The sequence below is a fragment of the Myceligenerans xiligouense genome (assembly GCF_003814695.1).
In the GTDB taxonomy this organism is placed as follows: domain Bacteria; phylum Actinomycetota; class Actinomycetes; order Actinomycetales; family Cellulomonadaceae; genus Myceligenerans; species Myceligenerans xiligouense.
In genome coordinates, this window is sequence record NZ_RKQZ01000001.1 from 1,703,811 (window position 1) to 1,726,172 (window position 22,362).

The 22,362-nt window shown below is 72.7% G+C and carries 20 protein-coding genes and 1 riboswitch; of the genes, 16 read left to right on the top strand and 4 right to left on the bottom strand.

Translation table 11 applies throughout. The features are described 5' to 3' along the window. From EDD34_RS07325 to EDD34_RS07340, 4 genes are all read left to right on the top strand, one after another. Complete coding sequence (locus EDD34_RS07325; protein ID WP_123813975.1) at positions 1–4,407, top strand: FtsK/SpoIIIE domain-containing protein; 4,407 nt, start codon at positions 1–3, stop codon at positions 4,405–4,407. 62 nt (positions 4,408–4,469) lie between these two features. Then, the gene (locus tag EDD34_RS07330; protein WP_123813976.1) at positions 4,470–5,816 is read left to right on the top strand and encodes an alginate lyase family protein; all 1,347 of its coding nucleotides are present in this window, start codon (positions 4,470–4,472) and stop codon (positions 5,814–5,816) included. 148 nt (positions 5,817–5,964) lie between these two features. Then, on the top strand, positions 5,965–6,591 hold the full coding sequence (locus EDD34_RS07335) for a hypothetical protein (protein WP_123813977.1): 627 nt from the start codon (positions 5,965–5,967) through the stop codon (positions 6,589–6,591). A gap of 123 nt (positions 6,592–6,714) precedes the next feature. After that, entirely contained in the window at positions 6,715–7,815 is a 1,101-nt protein-coding gene (locus EDD34_RS07340) for an NAD(P)-binding domain-containing protein (RefSeq protein WP_123816390.1), read from the top strand. Between the two features lie 94 nt (positions 7,816–7,909). Here EDD34_RS07340 and EDD34_RS07345 read toward each other — a convergent pair whose 3' ends face one another. Next, the gene (locus EDD34_RS07345) at positions 7,910–8,320 is read right to left on the bottom strand and encodes a Rid family hydrolase (RefSeq protein WP_123813978.1); all 411 of its coding nucleotides are present in this window, start codon (positions 8,318–8,320) and stop codon (positions 7,910–7,912) included. 80 nt (positions 8,321–8,400) lie between these two features. Between EDD34_RS07345 and EDD34_RS07350 the strand changes: the two genes are divergently transcribed. Next, positions 8,401–8,775 (top strand): winged helix-turn-helix transcriptional regulator, encoded by a 375-nt coding sequence (locus EDD34_RS07350; RefSeq protein WP_123813979.1) that lies wholly within the window; start codon positions 8,401–8,403, stop codon positions 8,773–8,775. Positions 8,776–8,956: 181 nt separating this feature from the next. Here EDD34_RS07350 and EDD34_RS07355 read toward each other — a convergent pair whose 3' ends face one another. Then, positions 8,957–9,805, bottom strand: coding sequence for a C40 family peptidase (locus tag EDD34_RS07355; RefSeq protein WP_123813980.1), 849 nt, complete (start codon positions 9,803–9,805; stop codon positions 8,957–8,959). A gap of 1 nt (position 9,806) precedes the next feature. Continuing rightward, a riboswitch (cyclic di-AMP (ydaO/yuaA leader) is annotated at positions 9,807–9,959 on the bottom strand. A gap of 390 nt (positions 9,960–10,349) precedes the next feature. Between EDD34_RS07355 and EDD34_RS07365 the strand changes: the two genes are divergently transcribed. Together EDD34_RS07365 and EDD34_RS07370 are read left to right on the top strand one after the other, a co-directional pair. Then, complete coding sequence (locus tag EDD34_RS07365) at positions 10,350–10,913, top strand: thioredoxin family protein (protein WP_123813982.1); 564 nt, start codon at positions 10,350–10,352, stop codon at positions 10,911–10,913. Next, on the top strand, positions 10,913–11,374 hold the full coding sequence (locus EDD34_RS07370; RefSeq protein ID WP_123813983.1) for a DUF4395 domain-containing protein: 462 nt from the start codon (positions 10,913–10,915) through the stop codon (positions 11,372–11,374). The genes EDD34_RS07365 and EDD34_RS07370 overlap by 1 nt, the downstream gene beginning before the upstream one ends. A gap of 207 nt (positions 11,375–11,581) precedes the next feature. On the opposite strand, the gene EDD34_RS07375 is transcribed toward EDD34_RS07370, so the two are convergent. Next, positions 11,582–13,891: a rhamnogalacturonan lyase family protein gene (locus tag EDD34_RS07375; protein WP_123813984.1), complete on the bottom strand. Its 2,310-nt coding sequence runs from the start codon at positions 13,889–13,891 to the stop codon at positions 11,582–11,584. Positions 13,892–14,038: 147 nt separating this feature from the next. Beyond that, positions 14,039–14,428 (bottom strand): YchJ family protein, encoded by a 390-nt coding sequence (locus EDD34_RS07380; protein WP_123813985.1) that lies wholly within the window; start codon positions 14,426–14,428, stop codon positions 14,039–14,041. A gap of 169 nt (positions 14,429–14,597) precedes the next feature. Between EDD34_RS07380 and EDD34_RS07385 the strand changes: the two genes are divergently transcribed. The 9 genes from EDD34_RS07385 (at position 14,598) to EDD34_RS07425 (ending at position 22,217) form a co-directional block, all read left to right on the top strand. Next, positions 14,598–15,827 (top strand): sulfotransferase family protein, encoded by a 1,230-nt coding sequence (locus tag EDD34_RS07385; protein WP_246012236.1) that lies wholly within the window; start codon positions 14,598–14,600, stop codon positions 15,825–15,827. A 141-nt stretch (positions 15,828–15,968) separates the two neighbouring features. Then, on the top strand, positions 15,969–17,264 hold the full coding sequence (locus tag EDD34_RS07390) for a cytochrome P450 family protein (protein ID WP_123813987.1): 1,296 nt from the start codon (positions 15,969–15,971) through the stop codon (positions 17,262–17,264). Between the two features lie 69 nt (positions 17,265–17,333). After that, positions 17,334–18,563, top strand: a complete 1,230-nt coding sequence (locus tag EDD34_RS07395; RefSeq protein ID WP_123813988.1) for a sulfotransferase family protein — start codon at positions 17,334–17,336, stop codon at positions 18,561–18,563. 112 nt (positions 18,564–18,675) lie between these two features. Continuing rightward, positions 18,676–19,902: a sulfotransferase family protein gene (locus EDD34_RS07400; protein ID WP_123813989.1), complete on the top strand. Its 1,227-nt coding sequence runs from the start codon at positions 18,676–18,678 to the stop codon at positions 19,900–19,902. 168 nt (positions 19,903–20,070) lie between these two features. Beyond that, positions 20,071–20,517, top strand: a complete 447-nt coding sequence (locus EDD34_RS07405) for an Asp23/Gls24 family envelope stress response protein (RefSeq protein WP_123813990.1) — start codon at positions 20,071–20,073, stop codon at positions 20,515–20,517. Then, positions 20,514–20,705, top strand: a complete 192-nt coding sequence (locus EDD34_RS07410) for a DUF2273 domain-containing protein (protein WP_123813991.1) — start codon at positions 20,514–20,516, stop codon at positions 20,703–20,705. Before EDD34_RS07405 ends, EDD34_RS07410 begins: the two co-directional genes overlap by 4 nt. After that, positions 20,702–21,049, top strand: coding sequence for a hypothetical protein (locus tag EDD34_RS07415; protein WP_123813992.1), 348 nt, complete (start codon positions 20,702–20,704; stop codon positions 21,047–21,049). The genes EDD34_RS07410 and EDD34_RS07415 overlap by 4 nt, the downstream gene beginning before the upstream one ends. Further along, positions 21,046–21,612 carry a hypothetical protein gene (locus tag EDD34_RS07420; protein ID WP_123813993.1) on the top strand — a complete coding sequence of 189 codons (567 nt, stop codon included), beginning with the start codon at positions 21,046–21,048 and terminating at the stop codon, positions 21,610–21,612. Before EDD34_RS07415 ends, EDD34_RS07420 begins: the two co-directional genes overlap by 4 nt. Beyond that, positions 21,609–22,217: a hypothetical protein gene (locus EDD34_RS07425; protein ID WP_123813994.1), complete on the top strand. Its 609-nt coding sequence runs from the start codon at positions 21,609–21,611 to the stop codon at positions 22,215–22,217. The genes EDD34_RS07420 and EDD34_RS07425 overlap by 4 nt, the downstream gene beginning before the upstream one ends. Positions 22,218–22,362: the final 145 nt, after the last annotated feature.

A 22,362-nucleotide genomic window follows, 5' to 3' on the forward strand; every position in this document is an offset into this window, starting at 1 on the left:
ATGCGGACACTCATCACCGCGCGCCACGGGGCGCGCGAGGCGCTGCTGTGGCTGGAGGCCGACGAGGCGACGCCGGTCGACGACCTCACCGAGCGGATCGCGGCGGAGGTGGGGGCGCCCCGCGAGGCGGCGATGCTCGTGGACGGTGCCGCGGTGCCCCCGACGACGCCCGGCGGCGAGCCGGTCGTGGCCGCCGTATCCGGGCTGCGGGACGGCGCGACGGTCACGTTCGCCTCGTCCGGCCCGGACGGCGCCACCGGGGTCGGCGGGCCCGTGGACCTCTGCGTCACGGGTGGTCTCGGCGCGGGCGCCGTCGTGCGGCTCGGCGTGGGGGAGTCCGTGCTCCAGATCGGCCCGGACGGGCGCGTCCGCGTCGACGAGCGGCGCGAGGGCGGCCTGCCCGCCGTGGCCGTCGTCGTCGCGCTGGACGGACGGGTGACGGCGCGCCGGATCCCCGACCCGAGATCCGCCGGGCAGGCCGTCCGTCTCGACCGGCTCACCGAACCGCTCGGCGAGGACGACGCCGACTGGCCCGCCGGGACCCAGCTGCGCCTCGGCCCGAGCGTGCTCACCGTGCAGTCCGCCACCCGCGCTGACGCCGACCTGCGGCCCGGCAAGGAACCCGGCACGCTCGACTACAACCGGCCGCCGCGACTCCTGCCGCCGGACCCCGCCACCCACTTCCGCCTCCCCGCCGAACCGCCCCCGCCCGCGCGCAACCCGCTGCCGTGGCTCGCGATGGCGATGCCCGCCGTGCTGGGCGTCACCATGGCCATGGTGTTCCAGTCGCCGTTCTACCTGATGTTCGCGCTGGCCTCGCCGCTCATGGGGCTCGGCAACTGGTGGATGAACAAGCGCAACGGCAAGGTCAGCCACTCCGAGCGCCTGCGGCGGCACGCCGAGGAACGCGCCGCCCTGGAGGCCGAGGTGCTCGACGCCGTCCGCCTCGAACAGCACCGGCGCCGCATGTCCAGCCCCGGCGCCGGTGAACTGCGCATCATCGCCACCACCCCGACCCGCCGCCTCTGGGAACGGCGCGCCACCGACGCCGACCACCTCGCGGTCCGGTTCGGTCTCGCCGACGCCACCAGCCGGGTCGAGGTCGAGGACGCCGAGGAGCCCGAGCACCGCCGTCGCACCAAGGCCACCGTGAACGCCGTCCCCGTGACCGTCTCGCTGCGGGAGGCCGGCGTCGTCGGCATCGCCGGGCCCGGGGACTGGCCGCGCCGTCGTGCCCGCTGGATCGTCGGCCAGCTCGGCGTGCTGCAGAGCCCGCGCGACGTCCAGGTGTACGTCCTGACCGGCCCCGAGCACGTGGCCCAGTGGAGCTGGGCGGCCTGGCTGCCGCACGTACGCCCCGGCCTCGGGCAGGACGCCGTCGCCCTGTTCGGCACCACCACCGACACGCTCGCCACCCGCGTCGCCGAGCTCAACTCCCTCATCACCCAGCGCCGCGCCGCCGTGCAGGGGCCGGGCGGGGCGAAGGCGTCGTTCGGGCCGCAGCTCGTCGTCGTCCTCGACGGCGCCCGCCGGCTGCGCGCGCTGCCCGGCGTCGTCACCATCCTGCGCGACGGGCCCGCCGTCGGCGTCAGCATCATCTGCCTGGACGGCGACGAGCAGCTCCTGCCCGAGGAATGCACCGTCGTCGCGCAGGTGCGGCCCGACGGCGGCATGACGCTCCGTCGCCAGGACGCCGACGACCTGCGCGCCGTGACCACCGACGAGGTCGCGGACGACTGGTACGAGCCCGTGGCACGCGCCGTCGCCGCCGTGCACGACGTCACCGCCACCGAGGGCGCCGGGATGATCCCCGACTCCGCCCGCCTCGTCGAGGTGCTCGGCATCGAGGACGCCGACGCCGAGCTGTTCGCCGCCCGCTGGCGGGGCATCGGGAACACGGGCAGCACCCTGGCCACCGTCGGTGTCTCCCTCGACGGGCCGTTCGGCCTCGACCTGGTCAAGGACGGGCCGCACGGACTCGTCGGCGGCACGACCGGATCCGGCAAGTCCGAGTTCCTGCAGACCCTCGTCGCCTCGCTCGCCGTCGTCAACACCCCCGACACGATGAACTTCGTGCTCGTGGACTACAAGGGCGGCGCCGCGTTCAGCCAGTGCGAACTGCTGCCCCACACCGTCGGCATGGTCACCGACCTCGACTCCCACCTCGTCGAACGGGCACTGGACTCGCTGCGCGCCGAACTCACCCACCGGGAGCACGTCCTCGCCGCGATCGGCGCCAAGGACCTCGAGGACTACCTCGACGCCCAGAACCGGGGCCACACGGGTCCCACGCTGCCGCGCCTGCTCATCGTCATCGACGAGTTCGCCTCCATGGCCCGGGAACTGCCCGACTTCGTCACCGGCCTGGTCAACATCGCCCAGCGCGGCCGGTCGCTCGGCATCCACCTGATCCTGGCCACACAGCGCCCCTCCGGCGTCGTCTCCCCGGAGATCCGGGCCAACACGAACCTGCGCGTCGCGCTCCGCATGACCGACAAGAGCGAGTCCCAGGACGTCATCGACGCCCCCGACGCCTCGGAGATCACCAAGTCCCAGCCCGGCCGCGCCTACGCCCGCCTCGGCGCCTCCTCCGTCGTACCGTTCCAGTCCGCCCGGGTCGGCGGGCGCCGGCTCACCCGGACCGACGTCGTCGAGGTACCACCGCCGTTCGTCAGCCGGGTCGCCGTCGCCGACCTCGGCGGCCCGGCCCCGAAACCCCGCAAGACCGAACGGCGCCAGGAGGTCGAGACCGACCTCGCCGCGCTCGTCGCCACGCTCCGCACCGCCGCGCGGACGGGGGACTGGGCCGAGCCCCGCAAGCCCTGGCTCCCGCCCCTGCCCGGGCTGCTCCCGCTCGACCAGGTGCCCCAGCCCGCGAAGTCCTCCGCGTTCGCGTGGGCGCTCGAGGACGAGCCCGGGCGCCAGCGGCAGGGGCCCGCCGCGATCGACCTCGACGAGTTCGGGCACCGCTACGTCGTCGGCGCCGCCGGAAGCGGCCGGTCCACCGCCCTGCGCACCACGGCGCTCGCGGCCGCGGCGGCCCAGCCGGTGAGCGACCTGCACCTCTACGCCCTGGACTGCGGCAACGGCGCGCTCGCGGTGCTGGACGAACTGCCGCACACGGGCGCCGTCGTGCAGCGCGGCCAGACGGACCGCGCGCGCCGGCTCCTCACCCGGCTGCGGGCGGAGCTGGGCCGGCGCCAGCAGGTGCTCGCCGACGGCAACTTCGCCAACGTCACCGAGCAGCGGGAGACGGCGGCCCCCGCCGACCGCCTGCCGCGCGCGCTGCTGCTGATCGACCGGTGGGAGAGCTTCCTGAGCACGTACGGCGACGCCGACGGCGGCGCGCTGCTCGACATCGTCACCGAGCTGATGCGCGACGGCGCCAGTGCCGGCATGCACCTGCTCGTCGCCGGCGACCGCGGGCTGCTCAACAGCCGGATGAGTGTGCTCACCGATGACGTCGTCGTCCTGCGGCTCACCGACCGGATGGACTACGGCATGGCCGGGATCAACCACCGGAAGCTCCCGGAGGAGATGCCGCCGGGCCGGGCGTACCGCGGTGGCAGCGGGACGGAGCTGCAGGTCGCGATCCTCGGGGACGATCCCGCCGGGCGTGCCCAGAGCGCGGAGGCGCGGGCGACGGCCGCCAGGATCCGGGAGCGCGAGGTCGTGGCGCCCGGGACCGGGCCGTTCCGGGTGGACGACCTGCCCTCGACGATCACCGTGGACGGCGCCTACCGCTACGCGGGGCCGGAGGCGGCGAGTCCGCTGTGGGCCCTGCTCGGCATCGGCGGTGACGACCTCGCCGCGTTCGGGATGGACCTGGGCGGCGACGCGCCGTCGTTCGTCGTGGCCGGCCCGGCGCGGTCCGGGCGCTCCACGATGCTCGCCGTGATGGCGGAGTCCCTGCTGCGCGGCGGGACCGAGCTGGTGCTCGTCGCACCACGACCGAGCGTCCTGCGGGATCTCGCCGGGCGGGACGGGGTACGGACGGTGCTGACCGACGCCGAGGAACTCACCGAGGACACGCTCGCGCGCCTCCTGGGGCCGGACGGCACCCCGGTGGTCCTCATGGTCGACGACGCCGAACTGGTCGCGGACTGCCCGGCCAAGGGATGGCTGCGTTCGTGGTTCCGGACGGCGGGGGACAACCGGCGCGCGCTCGTGCTCGGCGGTGACGCGTCGGAGGTGGCGAGCGGGTTCTCCGGCTGGCAGGTCGACGCGAAGAAGCACCGGCGCGGGGCGCTGCTCAGCCCGCAGGACCGGTTCGACGGCGACCTGGTGGGCGCGAGCCTGCCCCGGTCGGCGGTGTCGTCGCAGGTGGCGCCCGGTAAGGCGCTGGTGCACCTGGGGTCGGGGGAGTTGATGACGGTCCTGGTGCCGACCATCTCGTCCGCGGCCTGACGCCGGGCGGCGCCGAGGCGTTCGGCGCACCGATTTCCGTTCTTCATGTCAGGCTCTGTGTCGTGCGACTTTCCCTCGCCCTGGTGCTGACCGTGCTGATCGCCGTGTCGGGGTGCGCCCAGAACCCCGTCGGCGTCGACCGGGCGATCGCGGAGCCGAAGGCCGAGCAGAGCTCGGCGTCCGAGCCCGGCGTGACGCGCTCGTCCGACCTGCCCGACGCCGTGAGCGAGGTCCGGCCCGCGCCCGCCGAGGCCGGACCGGGCGGTTCCGGCTCCTCCGGCGGCGCGGGCTTCGTCCATCCCGGCGTCTTCGTCGACCAGGTCCTGCTCGACGCGATGGAGAGCCGCGTCGCGCAGGGGGAGCACCCGGCCCGGCAGGTGTTCGACGAGATGACGGCGTCGGAGTGGGGAGCGCTCGACCACCGGGCCGAGCCGCGCAACGTCGTCGAGTGCGGTGCCCACCAGGTCCCGGACCACGGGTGCACCGAGGAGCGCCGCGACGCCCACGCGGCGTACGCCCAGGCGCTCGCGTGGTCCGTGACCGGTGACCAGGTGCACGCGCGCAAGTCGATCGAGATCATGAACGCCTGGTCGGCGACGATCCGGGAGCACACCAACACGAACGCCCGCCTCCAGGCCGCCTGGGCCGGGGCGGTCTGGGCCCGGGCGGCGGAGATCATCCGGCACACCGGTGCGGGATGGCCCGAGACGGACGTGGAGCGGTTCGAGAGGATGCTCCGCGACGTCTATCTCCCGCAGGTCACCGAACGCTCCTACGCCAACGGCAACTGGGAGCTGGCCATGACGGAGGCGGCCGTCGGGATCGCCGTCTTCCTCGACGACCGCGAGGTCTACGACCGGGCCGTGTCCGTGTTCCACGACCGTGCCCGGGCCTACGTCTACCTGGAGTCCGACGGCGTGCTGCCGCGCGAGGCGTCCGGCAGCCCGTACGACAAGGAGCACGAGATCATCGCGTTCTGGCAGGGACAGGACGACTTCCGCGACGGAGTGGCCCAGGAGACGTGCCGGGACTTCAGCCACACCGGTCTCGGCCTGACGGCGATGTCACACGTGCTGATGACGACGGCCGTGCAGGGGGACGACCTGTACCCCCGGGTCGGCCCGCGCCTGGCGGCGGCACTGGAGCTGCACGCCGAGATCGCGGTCACCGGCGAGGTGCCGTCCTGGCTCTGCGGCGGATCGGTGGACGGGCGCCTGGAGTACCTCCCGTCCGCGGCGCTGTCGGTCCTGGCGGGCCGTTTCGGCTGCTCGATGACGTGGTCGCGGCGGCACGACGAGTCGTGGAGCACGTTCGGCACCAACGAGCTGCTCACGGCCTGGGAGCCGCTGACCCACGGCGCCCCCGCCACGCCGAGAGGATCCGCGGACTCGTCGGTCTGCCCCCGCTGAACCCGCCGGCGCCTCACGCCGACCGGGGGGCGCGCGACCCGACGGCCGGGCGGTCCGGGCTCCGCTTGCAAGCGGTCATCCCGCGGCGGAGTGTGGGTAGGGACGGCAGTGCCGTCCGGGCACTGCCCCCAGAGGGTTGGAGCTTGTCATGTATGTACGTACTTCCGAGGTGCGGGGAGACCCCGCACGGCTCGACGAGGGCCTGAGGCTCATCCGTGAGGAGATCTACCCGGCGGTCACCGCGATGGACGGCTGCGCCGGGATGTCCGTGCTCTTCGACCGGAACATCTGCCGCGTCGTGGCCACCACCTCGTGGCGGTCGGAGGACGCCATGTGGGCGAGCACCGAGACCGTCCGCGCCCTCCGGGAGAGCGCGGAGCGGGCGCTGGGCGGCACCGGCGGCAGCGAGGTGCACCAGTGGGAGGTGGCCGTCGCGCACCACGACCACCCGGTGCCCGACGGCGCCCACGCGCGCCTCACCTGGATGAGCTGCAAGCCGGCGCTGATCGACCGCGCCGTCGACCTGTTCCGGATGGTCGCCCTGCCGCAGATCCAGGAGTTCGACGGGTTCTGCGGGACCACACTGATGGTCGACCGCGGTGCGGGCCGGATCGTCGGCACGGCCGCCGTCGAGAGCCGCGGAGCCATCGAGAGCAGCCGCGACGCGGCCGCGATGATCCGCGAGCGCTTCTCGACCGAGCTCGACGCGACCGTCGACGGCGTCGAGGAGATGGAGGTCGCCTTCGCGCACCTGCACGTGCCCGAGATGGTGTGACGAAGCCGGGCCTCGCCGCCCGCGGGTCGGCTCGCGCGCCGCCGCGCCGTCGTGCGCCGATCGTGCGCCGTCGTGCGCGTCACACCCGGGCATGGAACGGCCTCCGCCGTGGTTGTGACGCGTGTGGACGTGTATGACTCGGTGGTGATCGGAGCGGGCCAGGCGGGCCTTTCGGCGTCGTACCACCTGGACAGGCTCGGCATCAGGCACGTGGTGCTCGACGCCGAGCCGCGCCCGGGCGGCGCCTGGCAGCACCGGTGGGACTCGCTGACGATGCGGGACGTCCACGGCGTCGCCGACCTGCCGGACGGTCCGGCGCCGGGCCGCTCGACGGATCGCGCGAACCGGGCCGTGCCCCACTGGTTCGGCACCTACGAGACACAGCACGGCCTGCCCGTGCTGCGACCGGTGCGCGTCCGCACGGTGACCGCCGGCGGCGACCTGCTGGAGGTGCGCTCCGACGCGGGCACGTGGCTCACCCGCACGCTCGTCAACGCGACCGGCACCTGGACCCGGCCGTTCGTGCCGCACTACCCCGGCGCCGAGACGTTCGGCGGCGAACAGCTGCACACGCACGACTATCCGGGCCCCGGCCACTTCCGCGGCAGGCGGGTGCTCGTCGTCGGCGGCGGGGCCTCCGCCGTGCAGTTCCTCGGCGAGCTCGGCCCGATCACCGACACGCTCTGGGTGACGCGACGGGAGCCGGTGTGGCGCGACGACTTCGACGAGAACAGCGGCCGGGAGGCCGTCGCGCAGGTGCTGGACCGCGTGACCGCGGGCCTCCCGCCGGCGAGCGTCGTGAGCGTCACCGGCCTCGCCCTGCGACCCCAGGAGCAGGCCGCCGCCCAGCTCGGCGTCTACGACCGGCGCCGCCCGATGTTCTCCCGGATCGAACCCGGCGGAGTCCGCTGGGACGACGGCGCTCGCGGACCGGGACAGCCCGCCTTCGAGCCCGTCGACTCCATCCTCTGGGCCACCGGCTTCCGGCCGGCCGTCACCCACCTCGCACCGCTCCACCTGCGCAGCGAGCACGGCGGCATCCCGCTGCTGCCCGGCACCGCCGACGTGCAGACCGCCGTCACCGCCGCCCGTGACCCCCGGGTGCAGCTCGTGGGCTACGGGCCCTCCGCGAGCACCATCGGCGGCAACCGCGCGGGGCGCGCCGCGGCCCTGGCGGTCCGCCGTCAGGTCACCCGCGAGACGGTCCGGCCGGCCGGCAGGTGATGCGGTCGGTCCCGCAGAGCACCGACCGCGAGGACAACGGACCGACCACACCTGTCTGTCTCTTGTCGCGGCCTCGTGGCTGCCGTGTCGGCGGTCAGTCGAGGATGGCGTATGCCTCGACCTCGACGAGGACGTCCGGCTCGAACAGGTAGTCGACGCCGATCGCGGAGAGCGGCGGCAGGGGTTGCGGGAGCTCGAGCTCGTCGGCGACCTGCTCGATGCCGGCGACGAAGTCGTCGTACTTCTCCGGGCTCCAGTCGGTGACGAAGAACCGGAGTCGCACGACGTCGGAGAACGTCGCGCCGGCGCCCGCGAGGCCACGGGCGGTGTTCCGCAGCGCCTGGGCGAGCTGGCCGGCGAGGTCGCCGGTGGCGACGCGGTTTCCGTCGCCGTCCCGGGCGATCTGGCCCGCGACGTGGACGTGGCGGGTGCCCGTCGCGACGGAGACGTGGTGGTAGGGAACGGGCTGGAACATGCCCTCGGGGCTGGACAGTGCGACTGACATGGGTGATCCCTTCGGTGGTCGTGAGTAGGTATCCCATGTCTACCTTGTATCTGAAGGGAACTTCAACGAGACTAGGTGGCATGACCGATACCGCCATCGCCCCGCCCCAGCTCACCGGGGAGCAGCGAGAGTTCCTCGACCAGATCCTCGACAAGTGGTCCCTCCAGGTGCTCGACAAGCTGTGCGAGCGGCCGCGGCGCTTCAACGAACTGCGCCGCGCGATCCCGGTCGTGACGCAGAAGTCGCTCACGGCGACCCTGCGGCGCCTGGAGCGCAACGGGATGATCGAGCGCGTCGTCATCGGCACCCGCCCCGTCGCCGTCGAGTACCGCATCTCGGCGCTCGGCGAGACGCTGCAGGACCTCATCGACGCCCTCCTGGGCTGGGCCTCGTCGAACATGGACGAGGTGCGGCAGGCGCGGGGGAGGTTCGACGACGAGGCGGGGGAGGCCTGACCACTGACCCCTGGCCGTATCGGGGCACCGGCGCACCGGGGCATCGGCGCACGGGGGCGCCGGGCCGCGGGGGCGCCGGGCGTGTCGCCACGAGGTCGCGAGGCTACGAGATCACGAGGCCACAAGACCACGAGGCCCGCACCGTGTGGTGCGGGCCTCGTGGTCTCGTGGTGCCGGTGCGTCAGCCGACGCGGATGTAGGTCGGGCTGGACTGCCAGATCTGGCTGTGACGCACGGTCTCTCCGGGGACCGGGGCCTCGATCTGCATGCCGCCACCCGCGTAGATCGCGATGTGGCCGGGGCTCCAGATCAGGTCGCCGGGCCGCGCCTCGGCGGCCGAGACCACGGTGCCGGCGTAACGCTGCTCGGACGACGTGCGCGGCAGGTCGATGCCGACCTGGGCGTAGACGTAGGACGTGAAGCCGGAGCAGTCGAACCCGGCGGGCGTCGAGCCGCCCCACAGGTACGGCACGCCGATGTACTGCTTGGCGATGGAGAGCACCTCGGAACCCGTGGTGGCGGGGGCGGTCTTCTGCACCGGTGCGGCGGGCTCTTCGGCGGCGGGTGCGGGTTCGGGTGCGGCGGTCTCCTCGGCGGGCTCGGCGGCCTCGGCGACGGGTTCCGGCTCCGGCTCGGGTTCCGGCGCGGGCTCGGGCTCGGGTTCCGGCTCCGGCTCGGGTGCGGGCGTCACCTTGATCGTCCCGGCCTCCAGGGCCAGCTTGCTGTCGGCCGCGACGCGCACGGCCTGCGCCGCGGTCGCCTCCAGTGCCCCCGCGTCCCGCACCGTCACGTTCTGCGCGGCTGCTGCCTCGACGGCGAGCGGGGAGGCCTCGATCTCGGCGGTGGCCGGGTGGGCGTCCGCCACCGGCGACGCGTCCGACGGGATGCTGAGCAGCGAGACGGCCAGTCCCGAGCCTGCTGCGACGAGGGCGCCGCGGCGTGCGGCGCCGGAGAGGCCTTGAGCGGCCCGGGTCAGGGGGGTGATGGCTTTGCGGGCAGCACGATGGCGCCCAGGCGTGCGAGTGATCACGTTGTTCTCCCGACGCCTGCGAGGTGAGCTGTCGGATTCGGATCGGAAGCTGACCCGGCCGCCGTACTGCCTGCGCGGCTTCACCCCAAGGACACCGTTGGTGCCCACTTACCTGGTTCCCCCGTCCCTGCCATGTGGTCGGTGCGGTTCTCGCGTGGTGGCAGGGTTCGGCGTCCGCCGCGAGAGCCCGCGGTTCCGCGGACGCGACCGAACGTAGCGTCCATGGCGGTGAAGTCACAATCCGATCACGAGCCGAAAGTCCGTGGCGTGTTCGCTTGACCGAATTGTGCTTCGTGAGATACGTCACAGCGCCACAATCCTCGGTGCCGGGTGCCGGGTGCCGGGTGCCGGGTGCCGGGTGCCGGGTGCCGGGTGCCGGGTGCCGGGTGCCGGGTGCCGGTGGGGCAAGGGGGCAAGTGGGCGCGGACGCGTGTCGTGCCTCACCGTCCATTGATCAAGACGATGGTTCACAGAGACGATGTCGATGTGATGTGATCTGCCCATCAGGCATGCCCGGCGGCCGAGCCGGGCGGACGGGACGGCGATGGAAATCTTGCTGCTGGGTGGTGTGATCGCGCTGACGGCGCTGGTGGGCGTGTACTGGTCGCGACGTCAGGGGGCGGTGCGTGGACCACGGGTCGCGGGCGACGGTAGTCCGGCCGACTGGCTGCCACCGGGCGTCGACCTCGGTGCTCACGCGACGTTCGTGCAGTTCTCCGCGGAGGTGTGCGCGGCGTGCCGGTCGACCGCGCGGGTGCTCGCTGCGCGGGCGGCGCGGGAGGACGGCGTCGTGCACCACGAGCTGGACGTCGAGGACCACCTCGCCCTGACCGGACGCCTGGGCATCCTCCGGACCCCGACCGTCCTGGTCCTCGACCCGAGCGGGACCGAGGTGGCGCGGATGAGCGGCGCGGTCACCCCGGCCCGAGCCGGTGAGGCGCTGGCCCGGGTGGCCGGCCCGGCGCCCGGCGCGAGCTCCGACCACGGCGCGGCACCGAGCCGGGTCGCGCCACGTGACCGCGGGCCGGCGACGGAGCTGGGCACGACGACGGAGCTGGGCACGACGGCGGACGCCGGCCGGGCCGTGGCGACGAGAGGACGGGCATGATGACGACGCCGTCGAGTACGAGGAACACGGGGACGATCGACCCGCGCGGACCACGGCTCGGCGCCGGGATCACGGCGCTGCTGCTGGCCGTCGTCATGCTGTTCGGCGCGAGCACGGCGGGTCTCGTGCTGCTCGCCGTCATCGCGTTCGGCTTCGTGCTCGGTGCGGTGCGCGGGGCGGAGGGCACCTGGCAGGGCTGGATCTTCCGGACCCTCGTGCGCCCTCGCCTCGCGCCGCCGGAGGAGATGGAGGACCGGCGCCCGCCCCGCTTCGCCCAGCTCGTCGGGCTGATCGTGACCGCCGCGGGTGTGGTGCTCGGGCTTCTCGGCGTGCTCGCGGCCGTCCCGGTCGCCGCCGCGGTGGCGTTCGTCGCGGCCGCCCTCAACGCCGTGTTCGGCCTGTGCCTCGGCTGCGAGATGTACCTCGTGCTGCGCCGCTGGGGCGCGATCCGCCCAGCCTGAACGCCGAGCACGATGAGGCCCACTCGGTGAGGCCCAGCACGGTGAGGCCCAGCACGGTGAGGCCCAGCACGATGAGGCGTGGTCGGTCCGTCGTCCGTGCGGTCGGCCCCCTGGGTAACCGACCGCACGGACAACCCGCCGACCACTCGACAATCGGCCGACCGCATCGTCTGTTCTGTGCGCCCCTGGTCTGGTGCCGTCAGGTCGTCACGGCGTCACCACGTTCGGCCAGGGGGCCGGGGACATGTCGCTCCCGATGTAGAAGCTCGGGTGGGGCGGCTGGTTGTAGGCCGTGTTCTGGAAGGCGATCGCGACGCGGTACTGCGGGTCGTGCATCAGGGTGGGGATCCGCAGGTCCGTCTCGTACGGCGTGGAGTAGATGCGCAGGGCCGAGTTGTCGCTCGTGCGCCACACGACCTCCTCGCGCCAGTCGCCGAACAGGTCGGCCGACAGGGCGGGGGTCGCCTTGGTGCCGTTGTTCGACGCCACGCCGGAACCGGTGAGCCGGCGCTCACCCGGCGAGTAGTTGTCGATGTGCGTGCCGTCCAGCAGCTCGCGTTCGCCGTCGTCGTCCCACCACGTGACGAAGTTGATCGAGCTGGGCTTGCTGCCGATCGAGTTCCCCGACGCGTTCAGCAGGCCGCTCACCTGCGAGGACCAGAACTCGGCGCCCGGGTTGCCGGCGTCGACGTTCGCGGCGACGGCGCGGCCGTTGTCCCCGGTCGGTGAGGTCTGGAAGAGGATCGACCCGGTGTCGCCGTCGACCAGCCGCGAGGACGGCTGGTTCGAGTGCTCGCCGGGCATGAAGACCTCCTGACCCGGGTTGTCCGGCACGAAGTCGCTCACGTGCAGCGCGTCGCCGTGGTACATCCGCGTGTTCCACAGCGGCTGTCCGTCCGCCCCGATCGCCATCGCCCCGAACACCACGTCCTGGCGGCCGTCGCCGTCGAGGTCGGCGATCGAGAGGCTGTGCGCGCCCTGGCCCTCGTACTGGCTGCCCGCGCTGTCGGAGTCGAAGATCCACCGGGTGGACAGGTTCTGCCCGTCGAAGTCGACAGCCCAGATGACCGAGCGGGTGTAGTAGCCGCGGGAGAAGATCATCGACGGCGTCTCCCCGTCGAGGTACGCCGTGCCGGCGAGGAAGCGGTCGACGCGGTTGCCGTAGTTGTCGCCCCAGCTCGAGACGTTGCCGCGCGGGGGCTGGTAGTTGATCGTGTCGATGGCGGCGCCGGTGCGGCCGTCGAAGATCGTCAGGTACTCCGGGCCGTCGAGGACGTAGCCGCTGCCGTTGCGGTGGTCGGCGCCGGCGTTGCCGATCACCGTGCCCTGACCGTCGACCGTGGCGTCCGCGGTCTTCATCGCGACCTCGGCGTCACCGTCGCCGTCGTAGTCGTAGACCTGGAACTGCGTGTAGTGAGCGCCGGACCGGATGTTGCGGCCCAGGTCGATCCGCCACAGGCGGTCGCCCTCCAGGGTGTAGGCGTCGAGGATCGTGTTGCCGGTGTAGCCGGAGTGCGCGTTGTCCTTCGCGTTGGTGGGGTACCACTTCACGATGTACTCGTAGTCGCCGTCACCGTCCAGGTCGCCGACGCTCGTGTCGTTCGCCTCGTAGCTGAAGCTGCCCGACGGCGTCGAGCCGCCCGGGGGCGCCTGGATGGGGATGTCCCGGTAGCCGCCCGAGCCGAACCGGACCTCGGCGTCCGACGGCGTTCCCTCGGTGCCGTCGTTCACGGCCGACACCGAGTAGGTGGAGCCGGACGACCCGCCGTCGTCCCAGTAGTTCGTCGCGCCGGTCAGCGGCGAGGACGTGAGGCGCTGGCCGTCACGGTAGACGTGGAACGTCGTGTCGGGGGAGTCGGTGCCCAGGAGGCGCCAGCTCACCAGGTGGCCCGACCCCGTGGGGATCACCGAGACGCCGCGCGTCAGGGCCTCGGCCTGGTAGGTGCCGTCCCCGGGCGGGTCCGTGGTGCCGCCGTCGTCGACCGGGATCAGGCGCCACTGCTGGTTGGCGCCGCCGGTCGGGTCGTACTGGGAGATCCGGTCGCCGGCCGTGGTGGAGAGCTCCCAGACGTCGAGTGCCTTGCCGGAGAAGCGGTTGACGAAGGTGTGGTAGCCGTCGGAGTTCTCCGTGACCTGCCACTGCTGGTTGGTGCCGCCCAGGTCGTCGTACTGGGCGATGGTCGCGCCGTTCTCGGCGTCCCATTCCCAGACGTCGAGGACCTGGTTCGAGTGGCGGGCCTGGATGCGGTAGTAGCCGTTCCCGGCGTCGAGGAACCGGAACTGCTGGTTGGTCGCGTCGTTCCGGTTCCACTGCACCAGCTCGGTGCCCGGCTCGGTGGAGCCACCGGAGATGTCCAGGACGAGGTTCGAGTGGCGGGACTCGACGACGTACCAGATGCCCGGCTCGACCTGGGCCGAGGCGGTGAACGGGGTGGCGACGAGCAGCGCGGCGGTCACGCACGCGGCCGCCACGACGGACAGGAGGGGTTTCAGGCGTCTGCTCAGAGGTGTGGACACGTTTCACTCCATCGTGAAGTCGTGGTGCTGGTGGGTTCGCCAAGCTGGAAAGCGGTTGCCTGGCTGTGCAACGTTAGAGAGCCGTGAGTGAGGGCGTCAATCCGTCGGCGACCGTGTGAAACGTTTCAAGCGATGGTCGGCGGGGACTCAGTTCGTCGTTCCGTCGAGGTAGTACCAGCGTCCGCCCGTTCGCTCGAACCGGCTCACCTCGTGCAGGCGCCCGCGCCCGGTGGGTGCGCGGTAGTGGGCGACGAACTCGACCACGCCCGTGTCGTCGAACGGGCCGCCGGCCTCGGTGCGCAGGATGTCGAGGCGCTGCCAGCGGACGTCGTCGTCCAGGTCGAGCGTGCCGGGGCGGGACGACGGCGACCACGTGGCCAGCAGGTAGGCGGCGTCGCCGACGGCGAAGGCGGCGTAACGCGACCGCATCAGCGCCTCCGCGGTGGGGGCCGCGGTGCCGGCGCCGTGGTGATACCGGCCGCAGCAGGCGCCGTAGGTCTCGCCGGACAGGCAGGGGCAGCGTGCGGTGTCGTCCATGCGGACCATCCTCACCCGGTGCCGGGACACGAGGGCGTGCCGGCGCTGGTTAGATGTCGGAAGTACCGCGATACAGCAATATATGTCTGGCACAGGTCGTGCCCTCGGGACCCTCCACGCCCGGCACGACCTGCACGCCCGCCACGCCGAATGCATGAGAAGGGACATCGTGAGCCGCAACACCCGAGCCTCCAAGGTTCTCAACACCGTCTTCGCCCCCGTCGTCCGGGGCCGTGAGGACCCCGCGAACGCCTGGGCCCAGGCCGTCGCCGACGTCGAGAAGGACGCGGGCACCCAGGACCGCGCGCTCGCGGACGGTCTCGGCCGCGTGTTCGCGAGCATCGTCGAGGAGCCCCGGCTGACGCCTCTGGGCTGGTTCTTCGCGTTGAAGGTGGTCAAGGACCGCTACGCCAACCAGTTGCGCATCCAGGCGTTGCATGCCGAGCGCCCGGAGATCGCCGAGGAGCAGATCACCGATCCGGTGTTCGTCCTCGGGCTGCCGCGCACCGCGACCACCCTCACCCACAAGGTGCTCGCGGTGTCGCCCGCGCATCGCGGGCCGCGCGCGTGGGAGATGACCCACACCGGCCTCGAGGACCCGGACGTCGCCCGGCGCGCGATCAAGCAGTTCGACCAGAGCATCAAGCTCGTCACGCGCCTCTTCGCGCCGGGCCTGAAGCACATCCATCCCATCCGTGCCGAGGACCCGGAGGAGTCGCTGGTGCTCATGCCGCACGGAACGTACTGGCCCCTGTTCCACGGCACCATGCCCTCCTACCGCACCTGGTACGCGAGTCGCGGCGAGGCGGAGCTGGCCGGCGACTACGAGTACCTGAAGCGGGGCCTGCAGGTGCTGCAGCACGGCCGGGCGCCCAAGCGGTGGATCCTCAAGTACCCGGCGCACCTGAACGACATGGCGACGATCAAGAAGGTGTTCCCGGACGCCACGTTCGTCTGGACGCATCGCGACCCGGTCTCCGTCGTCGGCTCCACCTGCAGTCTCGTGGAGACGCTGTGGGCGCCCTACCAGAAGGACGCGGACCGGCTCGAGATCGGGCGGCTCGTGATGGAGTCGATGGTCACGTCGGTGGACAACGGGCTGGAGGCGCGGCTGAGCCTGCCGCCGTCGTCCATCGTGGACGTGCCGTACCACGCGCTGAGCCACGACCCGTACACCGAGGTGCCGCGCCTGTACTCGGCGATCGGGGCGACGTGGACGGAGAGCGACGCGGCGCAGCTCGACCAGGTGCTGGCCCGGCCGGCGGGCACGCGCCCGCACCGGTACGACATGACGCGCTACGGCCTGGACCAGGCCTACGTCGAGGAGGCGTTCGCCCCCTACCTGCGTCTGCTGAACAGCTTCGACACGCTGGACGCGACGCCGACGGCGGAGCTGTGACGCCTGCCCTCGCCGGTGGGCGCGCACACCTGCCATGACCTGGTCAGATACCGGACCTATCTCGACAGGTAACGATATGTCCGGCAGAGTTCGAACGAACGACCAGCACAGTGACCTGTACCCGACCCAGACGGGGACACGATGAACAGCTCGACCGTTATCGACGGCATCGCCGGAACCGGCGGTGTCGTCGGCGATGATTCTTCCCGCCGACCCCTGAAACTCGAGGACCCCGCGACCGTCACGACGGTCACCGAGCTCACCGCCGCGCACGACGTCGCCGCCGTCCACGCGCGCCTCCGCGAGGAGTGGGGCGAGATGGCACCCGTCGAACTGGCGCCGGGCGCCCGCGCCTGGCTCGTGACGGGATACCGGACCATCGTCGCGATGGCCCGCGGTCAGCTCCCGCTCACCACCGCGACCAGCACCTGGAACGGACACGAGCGCGAGGCCCCGGCCGCGGACTCGCCGCTGCTCGAACCGCTGACGCCCACCGACCGCCCCACCGTGGAGCGGATGGACGGGAGCACGCACGACCGGCTCCGCACCCCGCTCGACGAGGTGCTCGGGGTGATCGACGAGGCCGAGATCGCCAGGACCACCCGGGCCAGGTGCGAGGAGCTCATCGACGGGTTCGCCGGGACCGGCGTGGCCGACCTGGTGCGCGAATACGTGGCGCCCATGCCGCAGCTCACGCTCGGCGCGTTCCTCGGGTTCGACCCCGCCACCGCGCAGCAGGTGTTCGAGGCCGCGAGCGGCCCGACGACGGGACGGAACGCCGCTGCGGCCGTGCACCAGCTGAGCTTCCTCCTCAACGGGCCCGCATCCCGCCGGCCCGACGGCGAGCCCACCCCGGCCGGGCTGCTCGCACGGCACGAGTCCTACGAGAGCACCGCCGAGGTGGCGTTCGGGCTCCTGTCCCTCACCGCCATCGCGTCGCGCGGCCTGCAGGCCTGGCTGGCGCAGACGCTCTACCTCTCGCTGACCGACGACCGGTTCGCCCAGCAGCTCGCGGGCGGGCGGCTCGGGATCGACGAGGCGCTCGACCAGGTGCTCTGGACCGCGTCACCCGTGAGCACGCTGGGCCCGCGGATCGCCGTCGAGGACTTCCTGCACGAGGACAAGCTCGTGCAGTCGGGGGACGCCCTGCTGCTCGGCGTCGGTGCCGTCGGCTCGGACCCGGCCATCCGGGGGCAGGGAGCCTGGGACGGGTCCGGCAGCCGAGCCCACCTGGCGTTCGGCGCCGGCGCCCACGCGTGCCCGGCGCCGCACCTGGCGCGGCTCATCGTCCGCACGGCCGCCGAGACGCTGCACCACCGCCTCTCGCCGAAGCTCGCCCTGCGGAGCGACGAGCTCCGGTGGGCGCCGGACCTCCAGTTCCGGCTGCTGGAGGCGCTCCCGGTCGTCTTCACCCCCGAGCAGGCTCCGCTGGAGTAGCGACGGCCGCTCCGCACACCTTTCCGGCGCTGCGCGACCCGCCACGCCGATCGCCTCAGAAGGGACATCGTGACCCGCACGCCCCGAACCTCGAAGGTTCTCAACACGGTCTTCGCCCCCGTCGTCAGGGGGCACGAGGATCCCGCGAAGGCATGGGAGAAGGCCGTCGCCCAGGTCGAGGAGGAGGCCGGCGTCCAGGACCGGAAGTTCGCCGACGACCTCGGCAGGGTGGCCGTGAGCATCGGCGAGGAGCCGCGGCTGATGCCCCTGGGCTGGACCTTCGCGCTCAGCCAGATCAAGGACCGGTACGCCAACCGGCTGCGGGTCAACACCCTGCTCGCCGAGCACCCGGAGATCGCCGACGAGCCCGTCACCGACCCGGTGTTCGTGCTCGGCCTGCCGCGCACGGCCACCACGCTCGCGCACCGGGTGCTCGCGGCGTCGCCCGCCCACCGCGGCCCGCTCATGTGGGAGATGTCCCACACCGGGCTGGAGGACCCGGTCGCCGCCGAACGCGAGATCAAGAAGCTCGACCAGGGCAGCAAGTTCGTCACGAGCCTGTTCGCGCCCGACCTCAAGCACATGCACCCCAGCCGCGCCGAGCAGCCGGAGGAGTCCATGATGCTCCTGCCGCACGGCACCTTCTGGCCGCTGCTGCACGGCACCCTGCCGTCCTACCGCGACTGGTACGCGCGCCGCGGCGCGGCGGGCCTCGCCGGCGACTACGAGTACCTGAAACTGGGCCTGCAGGTGCTCCAGCACGGGCGCGAGCGCAAGCGCTGGGTGGTCAAGTACCCGGGGCACCTGAACGACATGCCGACGATCAAGAAGGTGTTCCCCGACGCCACGTTCGTCTGGACGCACCGTGACCCGGTCACCGTGCTCGCCTCCACCTGCAGCCTCGTGGCCACGATGTGGGCGATGTACCAGAAGGACCCGGACCCGCACGAGGTCGGCGAGCTCGTGCTGGACACCATGGTCACCTGGGTGGACAACGCGCTCGAGTCCCGGCTCACCCTGCCGCCGTCGTCCATCGTGGACGTCCCGTACCACAAGCTCAGCGCCGACCCGCACGCCGAGGTGCCGCGCGTGTACGCGGCCATCGGGGCGAAATGGACGGCGAGCGACGAGGCGCAGCTCGACAAGGTGCTCGCCCGGCCCGCGGGCACGCGCCCGCACCGGTACGACATCGCGGACTACGGGCTGACCGCCGGTCAAGTCGAGGAGTCCTTCGCCCCCTACCTGGGCCTCCTGCAGAACTTCGACGTGCTGGACGCGAAGCCGACCGCGGAGATGTGACGCCGAGAAACCGGGGCGCCGGGCCCCTCGCCGGGGCACATCCTCCGGCCCAGGGGTTCCGCCGCCACGCGCAGGACCGAACGAGCAGACCGATGGCCCGAGGAGAGAGACCATGACCCGCACACCCCGAACCTCCAAGGTTCTGAACGCCATGTTTTCCCCCGTCATCCGGGGGTACGCCGACCCGGCGACTGCGTGGGACAAGGCCGTCGCCCAGGTCGAGCAGGACGCCGGTCTGCGGGACCGGGCATTCGCCGACGACCTCGGACGGGTGGTGACGAGCTACGCCGAGGAGCCGCGGATCCTGCCCCTGGGCTGGACCATCGGCCTCGGCCAGGTCAAGGACCGCTACGCCAACCGGCTACGGATCCTGCGCATGGTCGAGGAGCATCCGGAGATCGTCGGCGAGCCCATCACCGACCCGGTGTTCGTGCTCGGCCTGCCGCGCACCGCCACGACGCTCGCGCACCGGGTGCTCGCGGCCTCCCCGGCCCACCGCGGGCCCGCCATGTGGGAGATGCTGCACACCGGCTACGAGGACCCGTCCACCGCGAAGCGGGAGATCAAGAGGCTCGACCAGGGCCAGGCCCTCATGGGCGTGTTCGCCCCGGCACTCAAGCACATCCATCCCACCGGCGCCGCCCAGGCGGAGGAGTCCCTGATGCTCCTGCCGCACGGGCCCTTCTGGCAGTACATGTTCGGCCCCATGCCGTCCTACGGCGCGTGGTACGCGGGACGCGGCGCGGCCGAGCTCGCCGGCGACTACGAGTACCTGAAGCTCGGCCTGCAGGCGCTCCAGTTCGGGCGTGAGCGCAAGCGGTGGATCCTCAAGTATCCCGGGCACCTCAACGACATGACGACGATCAAGCAGGTCTTCCCGGACGCCACGTTCGTCTGGACCCACCGTGACCCGGCGTCCGTGCTCGGCTCGACGTGCAGCATGGTGGAGACCCTGTGGTCGACCTACCAGACCGACCCGAGCCCGCAGGACATCGGAAGGTTCGTCCTGGAGAAGATGACCGCGATGGTGGACAACGCGCTCGAGGCCCGGCTCAGCCTGCCGCCGTCGTCCATCGTGGACGTGCCCTACCACAAGCTCAGCGCCGACCCGCACACCGAGGTGCCCCGCCTCTACACCGCGATCGGGGCGACCTGGACGGAGAGCGACGCGGCCCAGCTCGACCGGGTGGTCACCAAGCCCGCGGGCACCCGCAAGCACGAGTACGACATCGACCACTACGCCCTGCCCCCCAACCAGGTCGAAGAGGCGTTCGCCGCCTACCTGGGCCTGCTGCGCAACTTCGACGAGCTGGACGCGGAGCCGACGGCGGAGCTGTGACCCCGGGCGGCTCACACCGCTCCCCGCAGACGCGACCGGCCCGCCGCCGGAAGATCCGCCCCACGAATCCGTGACGTTTCCTCGCCCGCACACGTCTTGATGGTGTCGCCGTTTCCCGGCGGCCCGCACCCACCGGTGCGGAAGCGACAACGTGCAGGGGAGCAGATCATGGCGAACGCAACCGCAGGGACGCAGGCGAAGAGCGCGACCGACTCGGCCCAGGTCGAGGGCAAGACCACCATCCAGGACGACGTCGTCGCGAAGATCGCCGGTATCGCGGCACGTGAGGTGTCGGGTGTCTACGCCCTCGGCGGGGGCGCCCAGCGGATGGTCGGCAACATCCGCGACGCCCTGAACTCCACCGACCTGACCCAGGGGATCAGCGTCGAGGTGGGGGAGAAGCAGGTCGCCGTCGACGTCACCATCGTCGCCAACTACCCGGTGCCGCTGCAGCAGGTCTCCGACGAGGTGCGCACCGCGATCTTCCGCGCGATGAACGACCTGGTCGGCATGGACGTCGCCGAGGTGAACGTGACCGTCAACGACGTCCACCTGCCCTCGGACAACGACCAGGAGGGCGAGGGCGAGGAGCAGCAGCAGGGCCGCGTCCGGTGAGCCCCACCGCCACCGGCGCCGCGGCCGGGGCCGTCCTCGCCCTGACCTGGATACTCGTCGGATTCTGGGCCTTTGTGCTCGTGGCGCTGGCGATGCTGCTCGGCGCGGCCGTGGGCCGCGTCGCCGAAGGGCGGCTGGACCTGCGGGCGCTCGCCGACGCCTTCCGGGGGAGGCGGTCCTCCTCATGACCACGCCCGACGCCGACGCGGAGGCCCCGAGCACGGTACCGGGGACGACGACGATCGCCGCCCGCGCCCTGGAGCACCTCGCCACCCGCCTGGTCCAGGACGCGGCACACGCGGCCCGGCGTGACGTCTCCGTGCGGCTCGCCGACGCGGGCGGAGGCATGCGCGTCTCGGTGACCGTGCCCGTTGTTCTCGGTGCCCACACCACCGGCTCGATCGCCGAGCGCGGTTCCGGGCTCCGCCGGAGCGTCATCGAAGGCATGCGCGTACTGGCCGGCCGGTCCGTCACCACTGTCGACGTGCGGTACTCGGGCGTGCGCCGGAACGACGCGAGGAGGGTGCGGTGACAGGCCAGGACGCCGTCTACCGGCGGGTCCTGCGCCGCGAGACCCACTCACCGCGCACGCAGGCCGCCGTCACGGTCGCCACCGTGCTGATCGTCCTGCTGGTCGCGGCCGTCGCCGCCGGTGGATGGTGGCTCGCCGACCCGGGTGCACGCGGCGACCTCGCCGAACGGGCCGGGACGCTGTCCTCGTTCGCCCGCCGGCCCACCGCGCTCACGGTGGGCGGCACGGTCGCCGTCCTGGCCGCCGTGACGCTCCTGGCGCTCGCGATCCTTCCCGGCCGGCGCGCGCGCCGGGGCCGGGTGGCCGGCCGGGTGGCGCTCGTCGTGGACGACGGCGTTCTCGCCGATGCCGTGGCCGACGCCGTCGCCCTGCGGTGCGGTGTGGCGAGAACCCAGGTGTCCGCCACGGTCGGCCGGCGCGTGGCGACCGTCCGCGTCACCCCGACCAGTGGCCTTCCGGTCGACCGCGGCGCCGCCGTGGACGCCGCCGCCGCGACGCTCGACGCCGTCGGTTTCCCCGTCACGCCGAAGGTGCTCGTCGCGCAGCGGGGGGTGGTGGCGTGAGATCGACCAACAGGGTCCTGAACCGCGGACTGCTGCTGCTGTGCGGGCTGCTGCTCGCCGTGGCAGGAGCCGCCGCGCTGCTCGCCGGGACCCGGCCGGGCCGGGCGGACCTCCCCGCACTGACCGCACCGGCCGGGACCGCGTGGTCCCGGGCCCGCACCTGGGCCACGGGGCTGCCCGAGGTGGGCGGTGTGCCCGGCATCGTCGTGGTCGCCCTGGCCGCCGCGGTCCTCCTTCTGGTGCTCCTGACGGTCTTCGTCCTCACCCGAGGGCGGGGACGGACGTCCACCGTCCTCGACCTGCGGGCCGGTGACGGGCGGACCTCCGCCGACCGGGAGGTGGCGGAGGCGGTGCTCGCCGCACCGCTGGACCGCCGCCCCGACGTGCTGTCCGCCCGCACGAACGTGTACCGGGTGCGCGGAGCGCCCGCGATCGAAATGCTGGTGACGGTCCGCCGGGGTGCCGACCTCTCGGTGGTGCTGGCCGCGGTGGACGGTGTGCTGGGGGACTGGGACGCGCTCGCCGGGGTCCGGGTCCCGGTCCTGGTCCATCTGTCCGACCGCGGCTGGCTGGACGGGCTGCGCTCGTCCCGCCGGGTGCAGTGACACGGCCGGCCGGATGCGTGGGCATGCCGCCGGTTGCGTCGTGGTGCGTCCGGCACGGAGCCGTGCCGCCGGGTGCGGTCTGGGCCGGGGTGCGCGGTTGAAAGGGCGGAACGGGCGTGCAGGCTTCACGCTGGGAAGGACCGGC